This is a genomic window from Amycolatopsis sp. EV170708-02-1, from assembly GCF_022479115.1.
In the GTDB taxonomy this organism is placed as follows: domain Bacteria; phylum Actinomycetota; class Actinomycetes; order Mycobacteriales; family Pseudonocardiaceae; genus Amycolatopsis.
Window position 1 is genome coordinate 7,057,245 of sequence record NZ_CP092497.1, and the last position, 13,307, is coordinate 7,070,551.

The 13,307-nt window shown below is 68.1% G+C and carries 14 protein-coding genes; 7 read left to right on the forward strand and 7 right to left on the reverse strand.

The genetic code is table 11. The features are described from left to right. Positions 1–45: 45 nt before the first annotated feature. Positions 46–1,299, reverse strand: coding sequence for an HNH endonuclease signature motif containing protein (locus MJQ72_RS32090; RefSeq protein ID WP_240594736.1), 1,254 nt, complete (start codon positions 1,297–1,299; stop codon positions 46–48). A 163-nt stretch (positions 1,300–1,462) separates the two neighbouring features. On the opposite strand from MJQ72_RS32090, the gene MJQ72_RS32095 reads away from it, so the two are divergent. Next, a complete protein-coding gene (locus MJQ72_RS32095) occupies positions 1,463–2,056 on the forward strand; it encodes a hypothetical protein (protein WP_240594737.1) in 594 nt (197 codons plus the stop codon). 30 nt (positions 2,057–2,086) lie between these two features. On the opposite strand, the gene MJQ72_RS32100 is transcribed toward MJQ72_RS32095, so the two are convergent. Next, entirely contained in the window at positions 2,087–2,998 is a 912-nt protein-coding gene (locus MJQ72_RS32100) for an NADP-dependent oxidoreductase (protein ID WP_240594738.1), read from the reverse strand. A gap of 99 nt (positions 2,999–3,097) precedes the next feature. Between MJQ72_RS32100 and MJQ72_RS32105 the strand changes: the two genes are divergently transcribed. After that, positions 3,098–3,559 carry a GNAT family N-acetyltransferase gene (locus tag MJQ72_RS32105; protein ID WP_396426893.1) on the forward strand — a complete coding sequence of 154 codons (462 nt, stop codon included), beginning with the start codon at positions 3,098–3,100 and terminating at the stop codon, positions 3,557–3,559. On the opposite strand, the gene MJQ72_RS32110 is transcribed toward MJQ72_RS32105, so the two are convergent. After that, positions 3,537–4,490, reverse strand: a complete 954-nt coding sequence (locus MJQ72_RS32110) for a YafY family protein (RefSeq protein ID WP_240594739.1) — start codon at positions 4,488–4,490, stop codon at positions 3,537–3,539. The genes MJQ72_RS32105 and MJQ72_RS32110 overlap by 23 nt on opposite strands. A gap of 63 nt (positions 4,491–4,553) precedes the next feature. Between MJQ72_RS32110 and MJQ72_RS32115 the strand changes: the two genes are divergently transcribed. From MJQ72_RS32115 to MJQ72_RS32125, 3 genes are all read left to right on the forward strand, one after another. Next, positions 4,554–5,690, forward strand: a complete 1,137-nt coding sequence (locus MJQ72_RS32115) for an epoxide hydrolase family protein (protein ID WP_240594740.1) — start codon at positions 4,554–4,556, stop codon at positions 5,688–5,690. Between the two features lie 3 nt (positions 5,691–5,693). Further along, positions 5,694–6,773, forward strand: coding sequence for a winged helix DNA-binding domain-containing protein (locus tag MJQ72_RS32120; RefSeq protein WP_240594741.1), 1,080 nt, complete (start codon positions 5,694–5,696; stop codon positions 6,771–6,773). Between the two features lie 76 nt (positions 6,774–6,849). Beyond that, positions 6,850–7,146 (forward strand): hypothetical protein, encoded by a 297-nt coding sequence (locus MJQ72_RS32125; RefSeq protein ID WP_240594742.1) that lies wholly within the window; start codon positions 6,850–6,852, stop codon positions 7,144–7,146. A gap of 15 nt (positions 7,147–7,161) precedes the next feature. Here MJQ72_RS32125 and MJQ72_RS32130 read toward each other — a convergent pair whose 3' ends face one another. Continuing rightward, entirely contained in the window at positions 7,162–7,932 is a 771-nt protein-coding gene (locus tag MJQ72_RS32130; RefSeq protein ID WP_240594743.1) for an FHA domain-containing protein, read from the reverse strand. 84 nt (positions 7,933–8,016) lie between these two features. Here MJQ72_RS32130 and MJQ72_RS32135 point away from each other — a divergent pair, with 84 nt between their 5' ends. Beyond that, entirely contained in the window at positions 8,017–8,388 is a 372-nt protein-coding gene (locus MJQ72_RS32135) for a PH domain-containing protein (RefSeq protein ID WP_026467493.1), read from the forward strand. Between the two features lie 138 nt (positions 8,389–8,526). Here the strand turns inward: MJQ72_RS32135 and lpdA are convergent, their stop codons facing one another. From lpdA to pip, 3 genes are all read right to left on the reverse strand, one after another. Further along, positions 8,527–9,912 carry a dihydrolipoyl dehydrogenase gene (gene lpdA, locus MJQ72_RS32140; protein WP_240594744.1) on the reverse strand — a complete coding sequence of 462 codons (1,386 nt, stop codon included), beginning with the start codon at positions 9,910–9,912 and terminating at the stop codon, positions 8,527–8,529. A 47-nt stretch (positions 9,913–9,959) separates the two neighbouring features. Then, on the reverse strand, positions 9,960–10,730 hold the full coding sequence (locus MJQ72_RS32145) for a 1-acyl-sn-glycerol-3-phosphate acyltransferase (RefSeq protein WP_240594745.1): 771 nt from the start codon (positions 10,728–10,730) through the stop codon (positions 9,960–9,962). Positions 10,731–10,793: 63 nt separating this feature from the next. Further along, positions 10,794–12,203: a prolyl aminopeptidase gene (gene pip, locus MJQ72_RS32150; protein WP_240594746.1), complete on the reverse strand. Its 1,410-nt coding sequence runs from the start codon at positions 12,201–12,203 to the stop codon at positions 10,794–10,796. 38 nt (positions 12,204–12,241) lie between these two features. Between pip and MJQ72_RS32155 the strand changes: the two genes are divergently transcribed. After that, positions 12,242–13,282 carry a LacI family DNA-binding transcriptional regulator gene (locus MJQ72_RS32155; RefSeq protein ID WP_240594747.1) on the forward strand — a complete coding sequence of 347 codons (1,041 nt, stop codon included), beginning with the start codon at positions 12,242–12,244 and terminating at the stop codon, positions 13,280–13,282. The last annotated feature ends 25 nt before the right edge of the window (positions 13,283–13,307 follow it).

The following is a 13,307-nucleotide window of genomic DNA, read 5'->3' on the forward strand; positions in this document are numbered from 1 at the left end:
AGGCCGAGGGGCCCGTCGCCTGGCTGGCTGGCGGGCTCCTCGGGGTCAGACGTGGTGCAGGGTGTTGCGGCGAGGTATTCGGAGCGGATCCCGGTACTGGGGTGGGATGAACTCCGGTAACCCATCGGCCGCCATCCGTACTTCCCAATCACCGTGATGAATCAACCGATGATGGAAACCGCACAGCAGCACCAAGTTCCGGAGATCCGTCGGCCCGCCGTCTGCCCAGTGCTCAATGTGGTGGGCGTGGCAGTTCTTGGGTTTCCGATGACAGCCGGGGAAGGCGCAGCCACCGTCACGGATGTTCAACGCGCGTCTCTGGCCGGGTGTGACGAACCGTCGTAGCCGTCCCATATCCAGCGGCTCACCCGAGGCACTCATCACCACCGGCAACATCAGACAGTCACAGGCCGCGAGCCGCGCTTCCCGCGCGGTCATCGTCCCCACGAAATCCAGGCACGCGGTCCCGAGACCGGACTTCAGTTCCTCAAGCCCGATGGTGACGTTCACCAAGGTGCGGTAGCCGCTGGTCCCGGGCTGGTCCGGGCAGGCGATCGCCAGATCCAGCAGATCAACCCAGGCGTCTCCCATGCGCTCGCACTTCATCCGCAAATCCGCCTGCCCGAACTCATCCACCGGCCGCGGCTGGGCATGCGCCTCCAACGCGGCGGCGGTACGAGCCCCGGTCTCGTCATCGAGGAGGCCGGTGAGTTTCCAGAACCCGTCTTTCCGGCGTTCCAAGGTGATTTCCCGGCGCGGTTCTTTGGGCTCGGGGTCTTTGGGTTCCTTGCCGTCGGGATCCAACCAGCCCAACAGGTTCGCTTCGGCCTTGGTGAGCTGTGCGGGTCCGGCATTCGGAGCGAGATCGGCGAGGATCTTCTCCGCCTTCGCCCGATCCTCCGCAGAGGTATCCGCCGGGAGCCGTTTCAAAATCTCCAGAATCTGATCGATCCGCTCAACCCCGACCAACCCCTCCGCGGCCACCGCAGCGGTCGCGGGAGCAACGGGCGGAACCTCCGTGCCGTCCAAGGCTCGGGTGGGGTTCAACGCGACGGCCCGCTTCACCACCGCCCCCGCCTCACCACGCGACAATCCCGCCATATCCGCGAGCCAGCCGGCTGTACTGCCATGGCCGTACAAGTCTTTGACGCCCCGAGACTCGATCTCCGCCAAGAACTGCCCCAGCGCGGCAGTCGCCACCCGGATCACCTGCAAGGACTGCTGCACACCATGCGCAAGCTCCAGCTTGCCAGCGCGCCACAACTCCTGCGGCAGTTCGGGGAGGAAGGTCTCGGACACGACCCCATCATACCCGAAGAATTCGAACACGTGTTCGTAATTTTAAGCAACAATCAAAGAGCGCATTTACCACTGAAGGGTGATATCGACAGGACGCGTCGTAACACCGTGCGCGGATCGAGCGAGTAAGTCCGGCAAGTACCACCACAAGCGGGAGAGCGCCATGTACATCCCACCCGAACCGGCCACACGTCCGGGCAAACCTCGACGATGGCCTTGGATACTCGCCGCCGCAATCGTCGTCGCAGCGCTCTCGGCGACCCTGACACTCGTACTGCTCGGCAACGAAGGCGACGGGAAGGCGGGCGCGCCGAAGTCGGTCGCGTCACCTTGCCGGGACCAGGCACTCAAGCCGCCTTGCCAAGGCGTCAACGGCTGGGTCTTGGCCGACGGCTCCTACGAGAGCACCACACGCGCGACCCCACCCGCATACGTAGCACCGACGAAGACCAGTGCTCCGCCGCTCACTCCGGCGGATTTCACCCTCGACCTGAAAACCTATTCCAAACAATGCTTCGGCTCCGCCGGCTGCAACGTGGTCGTCGAACCCGCCTTGACCTACAAAGGCTCCGCGGAAACCATGTTGAGCCATGGAATGTGCTCGATGACCTACGACATCACGGGCGATGAATCGGGCACGGTCACCGATACACTCAGTTTCGTCGGAACGAGCGTGACCGCGCACCGATCGGTACTTTCGACGCCGTCCTCGAAGACCAAGGTATCCGTCAAGATCGTCAGCGTTTCCTGTACCTGACCGGGGCGCGCCCACGCCCCCGGCCAGCCCCTACGGGAAGGTCAGCACGATCTTCCCCCGCCCGTGCCCGGTCTCGATCTCCCGGTGCGCCGCCGCGGCCTCGCTGAACGGATACGTCCGCCGGACAAGGAAGCGCAGCTCCCCCTTGACGTACAACGACGCCAGCATCCCCAGCCGTTCGGCCGACCGCGTGCCGGTGACCAGCCGCGCCCCGGCCTCCGGCGCGCGGCCGTGCTCGACCAGGGTGAGCACGCGGTCCGGATTCCCGACCAGTTCCAGGGAAAGATCGAAGGCCTCCCCGCCCGCCCCGTCCAGCGCCGCGTCGATTCCGGACGGGGCGAGGGCCCGCACCCGGCCGGCGAGGCCGTCCCCGTAGACCACCGGTTCGGCGCCGAGCGAGCGGACGTACTCCTGGTTCGCCGCGCTCGCCGTCCCGATCACCGTCGCCCCGCGCAGCACGGCGAGCTGGACGGCGGCCGTGCCCACCGCGCCCGCCGCCCCGTGGATCAGCAGTGTCTCGCCACGGGCGACCCGAAGGGCGTCCAGTGCCAGGTACGCCGTCTGCGTCCCCGCCGTGAACCCGCCCGCGACCTCCCACGGCATCTCCGCCGGCTTCGGCGTGACGTTCTCCGCGGGCACCACGATGTACTCGGCATACGCCTGTACGGCGGTGAACCCGAGCACCTCGGCCCCCGCGACGAGGCCGGTAACCCCGGAACCGACCTCGTCGACGACCCCGGCGAACTCGTTCCCCGGGACACGCGGCCAACGCAGCTCCAGCCCCGCGGGTTCCCAGCCCGCCCGCACGGCCGCGTCGTACGGCTGCACCCCCGCCGCCTTCACCCGCACCCGGACCTCCCCCGCACCGGCGTGCGGCTCCTCCAGCTCCAGCACCCGGAGCACCTCCGGGCCACCGGCTTCCGTGAACGCGGCCGCTTTCATGTCGTTCCTCCAGTTCGTTCCCCAGCTGTCGGGACCAGCCTGATACCTCCAGATAACTGGAGGTCAAGAACTGTCGGTGTGACGTTCTAAGCTGCGCACGTGACGAGCTACCGCATCTCCAGGGCAAGCGCTTCCGACGCCGGCAGGCTGACGGCGCTGATGCACGAATCGGCCGCCTACCAAGGGGAATACGCCTCGATCCTCGAGGGCTACCAGGTCACCGAGGACTATCTCGCCACTCATCCCGCGTTCGTCGCGCACGCGCAGCGGGAAGTGGTCGGCTTCTACAGCCTGATCGAGTACCCGGCCGAGCTCGACCTGCTGTTCGTCGCCGATTCGACCCAGGGCACGGGGATCGGCGCCTGGCTGGTCGAGCATATGCTCGGGCAGGCCGCGAGCCTCGGCATGACCGAGGTCCGCGTCGTCTCCCATCCGCCCGCCGCCGGGTTCTACGAGCGGATGGGTGCCCGCCGCGCCGGCGTCGTACCGCCCAGCCCGCCGAAGATCACCTGGGAGCGCCCGGAACTGGTCTTCGACGTCAAGCACCCACCGCGCGACTGAACCGCCCGATCAGTTTGCGCAGGTGGCCGGCGAATTCCGGGGAGTCGACGACCTCGAAATCGGTGTCGAGCAGGCCCAGGTAGAGCGCCAGATACTCCAGCGTGTCCGCGCCGGCTTTGAGCAGGCAGGTCCGCTCGTCGACGGCTTCGACGACGACGGCGGGCGGCACCTTCGCCGCCGCTTCGGCGGCCGGGGCGTGCAGCCGGATCGTCGCGTGGTGCCGCCAAAGCGCCGCGCCGACACCGCGCTGGAGGTAGGCGACCACGCCGCCTTCGGGTGGTTCGCGTTCCTCGAAACGGCGCCCGTTCGGCGTACGCGGCCGCACCCGATCCGCGCGGAACGTGCGCCAGTCCCGCTTGTCGACGTCCCAGCCGACGAGGTACCACCGGCGGCTCATATGCACGACGCGATGCGGCTCGACCTGCCTGCGCGTCTCGGATCCGTTGTGTCCCACGTAATCGAAGCGCAAGGTCTCGCGGTCACGGCAGGCGGCGGCGATGGCGGCGAGCACCTCGGCGTCGACCGTCGGGCCGCCGCCCTGCACCGCGAGGGTCGCGGAATTCAGCGCCGCGACCCGGTGCCGCAGCCGCGACGGCAGCACCTGCTCCAGTTTCGCCAGCGCGCGAACCGACGTCTCCTCGATCCCCGCGATCGTCCCGCCCGCGGCCGTGCGCAGGCCCATCGCCACCGCGACGGCCTCTTCGTCGTCGAGGAGCAGCGGCGGCATGGCCGCGCCCGCGCCCAGGCTGTAGCCACCGGAGACGCCGGGCGTCGCGTCCACCGGGTAGCCCAGCCCGCGAAGCCGCTCGACGTCGTTCCGGATCGTCCTGGTCGTGACGTCGAGCCGCTCCGCCAGTTCCGGCCCCGTCCAGTTGCGCCTGGCCTGCAGCAGCGACAGGAGCCGCAGCAGTCTCGCCGAAGTTTCCGCCATGAATCCCAACCTTGCCGGAGATCGCGGAACGAACCTTTCCGCAATCGTTCCTAATCTAGCCCCATGACTGAGATCAAGCCCTTCCGCATCGCCATCGACCAGGCCGAACTCGACGACCTCAAGGACCGCCTCGGCCGCACCCGCTGGCCGCGCGAGGTCACCGGCGACTGGAGCCGAGGCGTCCCGGTCGCCTACCTCAAGGGACTGGCCGAGTACTGGGCCGACGGCTTCGATTGGCGTGCCCAGGAGGCGGAACTGAACGAGTTCCCGCAGTTCACCACCGAGATCGACGGCCAGACCATCCACTTCCTGCACATCCGGTCGGCCACCCCGGACGCGCTGCCGGTGATCCTCACGCACGGCTGGCCGAGCTCGCCGTTCGAATTCCGGCGGGTCGTCGAGGAGCTGAGCGGCGAGTTCCACCTGGTCATCCCGTCCCTGCCCGGTTACGGGTTCTCGAACCCGGTGAGCGGCCCCGGCTGGGGCAACCTGTTCCGCGTCGCCCAGGCGTGGATCACGCTGATGGACCGTCTCGGCTACGAGCGCTTCGGCGTCCACGGCACCGACGCCGGCGCCGGGGTCGCGGGGATCCTTTCGATGATCGCCGCGCACCGCGTGGCCGGCGTCCATCTCACCGGCACCAGCGCGGGCATGCCGTTCGGCCCCGCCCTCGACCTGGACGGCCTCGACGACAAGGACCGCGAACGCGGCGAACGCTTCAACCGGTTCCAGTCCGACGGCCTCGGTTACCTGCACCTGCAGGCCACCCGGCCGCAGACGCTGGCCTATTCGCTGAACGACTCCCCCACCGGCCAGCTCGCCTGGATCGTCGAGAAGTTCGCCGAGTGGACCGATCCGGCCAAGGAACTGCCGGACGACGCCGTCGACCGCGACCATCTGCTGACCGCGGTCAGCCTGTACTGGTTCACCGGCGCGGGCGCCTCCTCCGCGCACGCCGTGTACGAAGGCATGGAGGTCTACCGGCAGATGTCCCAGGGCGGCTGGGACGACGGCGGCGAGGCCCCCGCCGGCCCGCCGCGCGGGATCGCCGTCTTCGCCGGGGACACCACGATCCGGAGCCTTCAGGACGGTCCGGTGGCACACTGGTCCGAGTACGACACCGGCGGCCACTTCCCGGCGATGGAGGTGCCCGGTCTGTTCGCCGAAGACCTCCGTTCCTTCCTGCGAAAGTGCGTCTGACGAATGGATCAGCTCAGCCCACGGGCCCTCAACCGCGCGACCCTGGCCAGGCAGCTCCTGCTGGATCGTGCCGATCTTCCTGCCATCACCGCGATCGAGCGGCTGGCAGGCCTCCAGGCACAGGCTCCCGACTCGTCGTATGTCGGGCTGTGGTCACGGCTCCGCGACTTCCAGGTGGACGAGCTGGCGAAGCCGCTGGCCGCCCGCGAAGTCGTCCGGATGACCTTGATGCGCGGCACGGTGCACCTGGTGACGGCCGCCGACGGTCTCGCCCTGTGGCCCACCCTGAAACCGGTGGTCGAGCGCGGTTTCCTCGGCCACTACTCGCGAGAGGTCGCCGGGCTCGACCTCGCCGCGATCGCCGAAGCGGGGCGGGCCCTGCTCTCCGAACGGCCATGCACGCGAGCCGAGATCCGCACCGCGCTCGCGCCCCGCTGGCCCGACGCGGACCCGCCGACGCTCGGCTACGCGGTCAACAGCCTGCTCCCCCTCGCGCACGTGACCCCGCGTGGCCTGTGGGGCCGGACCGGCCCGGCCGCGTTCGCCCTGCTCGAAGACTGGATCGGCGAACCGATCACGGCCGGGATCTCCCTCGAAGACCTGGTGCTGCGCTACCTGGCGGCGTTCGGCCCGGCGACCGTCCGCGACGCGCAGCTCTGGTCGGGGCTCACCCGGTTGAAGGAGGTTTTCGAGCGGCTCCGGCCCCAGCTGCGCACCTTCACCGACGGCGGGGGAAAGGAACTGTTCGACCTCCCCGACGCACCACGCCCCGACCCCGAGACCCCTGCGCCACCCCGGTTCCTTCCCGAGTACGACAACGTCCTGCTCTCCCACGCCGACCGCGTGCGGGTGATCCCCGACGGCCGCCGCGTGCCGCTGCCACCGGGTAACGGCGGCCGAAGGGGCACGCTGCTCGTCGATGGTGAATTCCTGGCCATTTGGGCGATCAAAGGGGCGACGCTGACGATCGAATCGCGGGAACCGTTGCGAGATCAGGATTCGATCGCCGAAGAGGGCGCGCGGCTGCTGGAATTCGTAGTGCCGGACTCCGCGCACGACATACGTTTCGGCATCGGCGGGTAACGGTCCGGCCTTTTGCCGTAACGACGAGCACCGTTCGGGCGAAGCATGGGCGCAAAGAGCCTGAAGGGAGCGGGCCATGAGCAAGAACTACGGCTTCATGACGGTGCTGGCGGGCCTCAGCGCGCTCGCGGTGATCGCGGTCGCTGCGGTTTGGCGGTATCCGAACACGTCGGACGTCACGGCGGTGATCACCGCGGCGGGAACGGTGATCGGCACCGTGGTGGGCGCCTTCTTCGGCGTGAACGCGGCCTCGGCGGGACGTGTGAAGGCCGAAGAAAGCCGGGATCAGGCGACGGCGGCACTGGTCAAGGTGGCCACCCAGGCGGACGAGGGCAGCGACGTCGCGAAAACGGCCATGGAGGGCGTGCGCTGACCGTCCTTCAGGGACTCAGTCGAGCGCTTCGAGAAGGGCGAGGTCCGGCGGGACGAGCGTCGTGGACAGCACGAGCTCACGCAACAGGTTGTCGTTCAACGCGTTGCCGACCGGCTCGCCGACCTCTTCCCGCCGCAGCCCGAAAACGCCGCCGGCGGACAACCGCGCCCGGACGTCGATGACGACGTGCTCGACCCGGCGGGCGGTCCACGTCTCGCCGGGCCTGAGTTCGGCGAGCACCTCGGCCGTCTGCTGGCGGGACAACGGCTGCGGATTGAGGTCGTGCAACAGATAGCGCTGCCCGAACACGACCAAGACCAGGCGTTCCTCCGCGCTGAGGCGCCAGCGGCGGGGCGGCACGGTGACGTCGTCGTGCCGGGTGACGGGATGCCCGCCCTCGGGACCCGCGACATACAACTCGAGCAGGTGCTCCCGCCTGCCCGAACCGCGGACGAACAGCGGCGTGTACCCATCCGAGAGGGGAATCGGCTCCTCGCCACGGGAAAGCCAGCGGGAATTCGGCAACCGGATGGGCAACTGGCCGGTGTTGCTGACCCACCATTGCCCGTCGGTGAAGTTCAGCAGCCCGTGCTTGCGGCTGACCTGCAGGTCGTTCTCCCCCACACAGACGTCGACCTGCGGCCGATTACGCCCGAACGAGATCTCGCCACCCTCACCGGGATCGACGGAGACGCCGCCCGCGAGCGTGAGCGCGAACACCGCGCCGGGCGCCGACCGGGGCACGCCGAGCGCCAGGCTCTCGTGCGTCGTCGTCAGCCGCTTCATCGTCCCTCCTCCTGGTCCCCGGCATTATGCGAGATCCCGTCGGGGACGGGTCCCGATGTCGCGTTCGTCCGTATGTTGGAGTACATGATTGACTTCTCCAAGGACACCGTCTTCAAGCTCACGCCGTGCAAGCCGAAGGACATCGCGCCGACGGTGCAGCCGATCATCATCCCCGGCGAGGAGATCATCTCGTCGTTCAAGGCGGTGCGCGACTTCGTGGTGTTCACGAACAAGCGGCTGATCGCGGTGAACGTCCAGGGCATGACCGGCAAGAAGAAGGACTTCACCTCGTTGCCCTATAACCGGATCCAGGCCTTCTCGATCGAAACCGCGGGCACCTTCGACCTCGACGCGGAACTGGACCTGTGGTTCAGCGGACTGGGGAACGTACGGCTTGAGTTCCGGGGTTCGGACATCCGGGCCATCGGGCAACTGATCGCCACGCACACGCTTTAGCCAGCCTGCTGCACTGGATCTTGGCGACGATGTAGAAATTGGGACGTTGAGTGTCCAGATTCCTACATCGGCGCCCGCTCTGCCGCTGAGCGTGGAGGATTTGGGACGTTGAACGTCCCAAATCCTCCACGCTCACGCTTACATGTTGATCATGTGGCCCGCGAGCCCGTGCACGGCTTCCTTCACCGCTTCCCCCAAAGTCGGGTGAGCGTGCACGTTCCGCGAGATTTCGTGCACCGTGAGGTCCCACTGCTGCGCCAAAGTCAGCTCCGGCAGCAGTTCGGTGACCTCCGGGCCGATCAGGTGCGCGCCCAAAAGCTCGCCGTGCGTCGCGTCGCTGAGGATCTTCACGAAACCGACGGCCTCGCCGAGGCCGTGCGCCTTTCCGTTGGCGGTGAAGGGGAACTTCGCCACCTGGACGTCGAAGCCCTTTTCGCGGGCCTGTTCTTCGGTCCAGCCGAAGCTGGCGATCTGCGGCTGGCAGTAGGTCGCGCGCGGGATCATGACGAAGTCGAGTTCCATGGTCTCGGCGCCCGCGATGGTTTCGGCGGCGACGACGCCCATGGATTCGGAAGCGTGGGCGAGCATCAGTTTCGCGGTGACGTCGCCGATCGCGAAGATGTGCGGGACGTTGGTGCGGCCCCGCGCGTCGACGGCGATGGCGCCGCGGTCGGTCAGCTCGACACCGGTCTTGTCCAGGCCGTAGCCCTCGACCCGCGGCTGGAAACCGATGGCCTGCAACACCTTGTCCGCTTCCAGCACCCGGGATTCGCCGTTCTTCGACACGGTCACGCGCACGCTGGAGCCGGTGTCGTCGATGGACTCGACCTTGGTGGAGGTCAGCACCTCGATGCCGAGCTTCCGGTAGCGGCGCGCGAGCTCCGCGGAGACCTCGGCGTCTTCGAGCGGGACCATCCGGTCGAGGTATTCGACGATGGTCACCTTCACGCCGTAGTTGTGCAGCACGTAGGCGAATTCGACGCCGATCGCGCCCGCGCCGGCGATGACGATGCTCTCCGGCAGCTCGTTTTCCATGATCTGCTGTTCGTAGGTGACCACGCGGTCGCTGCGCGTGGTGCCCGGCAGCAGGCGCGCGGTCGCGCCGGTGGCGATCACGCAGTGGTCGAAGGTGATCCGCTCGCCGTTGACCTCGATGGTGTTCGCGTCGAGGAAGGTGCCGTGCCCGTCGTATTCGGTGATCTTGTTCTTCTTCATCAGGAAGTGCACGCCCTTGACGCGCCCGTCCGCGACCTTGCGGCTGCGGTCGAAGGCGGCCTGGTAGTCGAAGCTGACCTTCCCTTCGACCTGGATCCCGAACGACTTCGCCTCTTTGGTCACGATGTGCGCGAGTTCGGCGTTGCGCAGCAGTGCCTTCGACGGGATGCAGCCGACGTTGAGGCAGACACCGCCCCAGTATTTCTCCTCCACGACCGCCGCGGTCAGCCCCAGTTGCGACGCCCGGATCGCCGCCACGTAACCGCCGACTCCGGCCCCCAGGACAACGACGTCATAGTGTGCACTCATACCCCGAAACCTACCCCTCACCGGGACGGTCCGAAGGGTGAGACTGCCTACTCGGGACGGGAGCCGCGGATCTCGATCAGCAGCTCGGTCACCGCGGTCATGATGCGCTTCGTGGCCTCCTCCAGCACCTCGCGAGACGGCGACGGCGTCATGAGGTCCGAGAGGTCCACCGGCGGGCCGGCGATCAGGTTCACCGTCTTGCGCGGGAAGGCACGCGGCAGCACGGCGTCCGACGGCAGCAGGTGGTGCGTGCCCCAGTTCGCCAGCGGGATCACCGGGACACCGGTCTCCAGCGCGATCCGCGCGATCCCGGTCTTGCCGCGCATGGGCCACCCGTCCGGGTGATCCGTGAAGGTGGCTTCCGGGAAGATCACGACGCATTCACCCTCACGGACGGCGCTGACGGCGTCGCGGTACGCGTCCGACGCCGTGGCCGCCCCGCGGTAGACCGGGATGTGCCTGCCGGAGCGCATCACCGAGCCGATGACGGGCGCATCCCACAGGCTCGCCTTCGCCAGGTAACGCGGCACGCGCCCATGGGCAAGGCAGTACGCCGTCACCGTCGTCGGATCGGCGAACGACAGGTGGTTCGACGCGACCAGGAAGCCGCCGGACGAGGGCAGGTGCTCCCCGCCGCGCACCCGGAACCGGGTGAACAGCACCAGGAACGGCCACACGACGTTGATCGCGAAGGCGAACCAGGCGCCCCGGCCGGCGCGGGCGAAGCGCCGGCCGAAGGCGATCATCTGGCGGAACGTCAGCAAGTCCCCCGAAGCGGGGCTCAGCGCGGTCCAGCGTTCACGGGGTCTCAGCACCATGGACGTAATTCGTAGCCGAACCCGCTCCGGTTCGGCTACGACCACGCGCGAACGCGGCGCGGATCACACGCGTTCGAGCACCACCACGGGGATCTCGCGGTCGGTCTTCTTCGCGTACTCGTTGTAGTCCGGCCACACCGCGGCGAGCTTCTCCCACAGCTTCGCGCGCTCCTCGCCTTCGAGGGTCCGGGCGCGCGCGGTGAACTTGTCCGCCTTCACCTGGGCCTTGACCTCGGGGTTGGCCTGCAGGTTCTTGTACCAGCCCGGGTCCTCCGGCGCGCCGCCCTTCGAGGCCACGATCACCGGGTTGTTCTGCTCGTCGAACTGGTAGATCAGCGCGAACTTGCGGTCCTCGCCGGTCTTGCGGCCCTTGGTGGTGAGGATGAGGCAAGGCGCGCCCTTCTCCCAGTCGTGGCCCACCTCGCCGTCGGTCTCTTCGTAGCGACGGACGTGCTCGTCACCGAAAAGCATGTCTGTGTTCCTCTCGTCCTGGCGTGTACCGGCGCCCACCCAGTCTGACGCGAACCGGTCGGTCGCGCTGATCAACTCGTGCAGGGTGCCGGGTTCGTCGAACGCGTGACCCGAGTCGCCGACCATCACCAGTTCGGCGGAGGGCAGCACCTGGCTGAGCTCCCACGCGGTGATGGCCGGGGTGACCACGTCGTAGCGTCCCTGGACGAGAACACACGGGATGTCGCGGATCTTCCCGGCGTCGCGCAGCAGCTGATCTTCGGCCAGCCAGCCGCCGTGCCGGAAGTAGTGGTTCTCGATCCTCGCGATCGCGAGGGCGAACGCGGGATCGCTGAACGCGTCGATCACTTCGGCCCGCGGACGCAGCTTGACCGTCTCCCCCTCCCACCGGCTCCACGCGATCGCGGCGGGGCCGTGCACGCTGGGATCCGGATGGCTCAGCAGTTCGTGATAGACCTCGATCAGGTTCTCCTGGCGGCGCGAGAACGGCACCGGGGCCAGGAACCGCGACCACGCTTCGGGGAAGAGGAAGGCCGCTCCCCCGCCGTAGAGCCATTGCAGTTCCTTCACCCGCAAGGTGGCCACGCCGCGGAGGACGAGTTCGGTGACCCGGTCCGGATGCGTTTCCGCGTAGGTCAGCCCGAGCACACTCCCCCACGAGCCGCCGAAGACCATCCAGTGTTCGATGTCCAGATGCTCGCGCAAGCGCTCGATGTCGGCGACGAGGTGCCACGTCGTGTTGACGGAAAGATCCGCCTCCGGGGTGGCGCAGTTCGGCGTGCTGCGCCCGCAGCCGCGCTGATCGAAAAGGACGATCCGGTATCGCTCCGGATCGAACAGTCTGCGATGTCTCGGACTCGACCCGCCCCCGGGGCCGCCGTGCAGGAAAATCACCGGCTTGCCCTCGGGATCGCCGCATTCCTCCCAATAGATCTCGTTGCCGTCACCGACGGGCAACATCCCTTGGACGTAAGGTTCGATTTCCGGATAAAGGCCGAGCATGTCCGCCACTATGCCCCAAACGCCAGCTTGGAGGATCGATGAAGGCCCGCCCCCACGTGACGCTGGAAGATGTGGCGCGCACCGCGGACGTGTCGCTCGCGACCGCGTCCCGCGTTCTCAACGGCACCGCCACCGTCCGGGGGGATCTCCGCGAACGAGTGATCGCCGCGGCGGCCGAGCTCTCGTATACCCCCAATGCTCACGCTCAGGCATTGGCCGGTGGCTCACAGCCGACCGTCGGAGTGATCTGCCACGACGTCGGCGACCCGTATTTCGCCGCGATCGCCGGCGGGATCATGCGCGCGGCGAGTGAAAACGATCTTCTGGTGATGCTCGCGAGCACGTTCCGCGATCCGGCCAAGGAGGTCGCCTACGTTTCGACGCTGCGCGCCCAGCGCGCCTCGGCCATTCTGCTGATCGGTTCCGCGTTCGAGGACAAGGCGTGGGAAAAGGCGATGGCCGCCGAACTCGAGCCGTACCGCCGCGGCGGCGGGCATGTCGCCGCGGTCAGCAGGCACCGGGGGCTCAAAGTGGACACCGTCCAGCCCGACAACCGGGGTGGCGGCGCCGCGCTGGCGAAGGCCCTGCTGGACTTGGGGCACCGGCGTTTCGCCGTGCTCGCCGGGCCGAAGAGCCTGACCACCGTCGTCGACCGCCTCGACGGGTTCGCCGCGGAACTGCTGGAGCACGGCGTCGAACTGGCCGAGGACGACGTCTCCGAGGCGGCGTTCACCCGCGACGGCGGCTACGAGGCGATGGAGAAGGTCCTCGCGCGGCCGCGGAAGCAGTGGCCGACGTGTGTGTTCGCGGTGACCGACGTGATGGCGATCGGCGCGATGTCCGCGCTCCGTGACGCGGGTGTCTCCGTGCCCGGCGAGATGTCGATCGCCGGTTTCGACGACATCCCGGTAGTGCGCGATCTCACGCCCGCCCTGACCACGGTCGCGCTGCCGCTGGAGAAGCTGGGCGAACGGGCCATGGACCTGGCACTCAAGGCCTCACCCGGCACCCGGCCGCGTGTGGTGCGGATGTCCGGCGAGGTCGTCCTGCGCCGCAGCACCGCCGCCCCCGCTCGCTGAAACCCTTGTGTGCGGCCCGCCGGGT

Bases quoted from the DNA above. Each gene is read 5' to 3' on its own strand.
- MJQ72_RS32095 (WP_240594737.1), top strand. From the start codon at position 1,463: ATGTACATCCCACCCGAACCGGCCACACGTCCGGGCAAACCTCGACGA.
- MJQ72_RS32100 (WP_240594738.1), bottom strand. From the start codon at position 2,998: ATGAAAGCGGCCGCGTTCACGGAAGCCGGTGGCCCGGAGGTGCTCCGG.
- MJQ72_RS32110 (WP_240594739.1), bottom strand. From the start codon at position 4,490: ATGGCGGAAACTTCGGCGAGACTGCTGCGGCTCCTGTCGCTGCTGCAG.
- MJQ72_RS32115 (WP_240594740.1), top strand. From the start codon at position 4,554: ATGACTGAGATCAAGCCCTTCCGCATCGCCATCGACCAGGCCGAACTC.
- MJQ72_RS32120 (WP_240594741.1), top strand. From the start codon at position 5,694: ATGGATCAGCTCAGCCCACGGGCCCTCAACCGCGCGACCCTGGCCAGG.
- MJQ72_RS32125 (WP_240594742.1), top strand. From the start codon at position 6,850: ATGAGCAAGAACTACGGCTTCATGACGGTGCTGGCGGGCCTCAGCGCG.
- MJQ72_RS32130 (WP_240594743.1), bottom strand. From the start codon at position 7,932: ATGAAGCGGCTGACGACGACGCACGAGAGCCTGGCGCTCGGCGTGCCC.
- MJQ72_RS32135 (WP_026467493.1), top strand. From the start codon at position 8,017: ATGATTGACTTCTCCAAGGACACCGTCTTCAAGCTCACGCCGTGCAAG.
- lpdA (WP_240594744.1), bottom strand. From the start codon at position 9,912: ATGAGTGCACACTATGACGTCGTTGTCCTGGGGGCCGGAGTCGGCGGT.
- MJQ72_RS32145 (WP_240594745.1), bottom strand. From the start codon at position 10,730: ATGGTGCTGAGACCCCGTGAACGCTGGACCGCGCTGAGCCCCGCTTCG.
- pip (WP_240594746.1), bottom strand. From the start codon at position 12,203: ATGCTCGGCCTTTATCCGGAAATCGAACCTTACGTCCAAGGGATGTTG.
- MJQ72_RS32155 (WP_240594747.1), top strand. From the start codon at position 12,242: ATGAAGGCCCGCCCCCACGTGACGCTGGAAGATGTGGCGCGCACCGCG.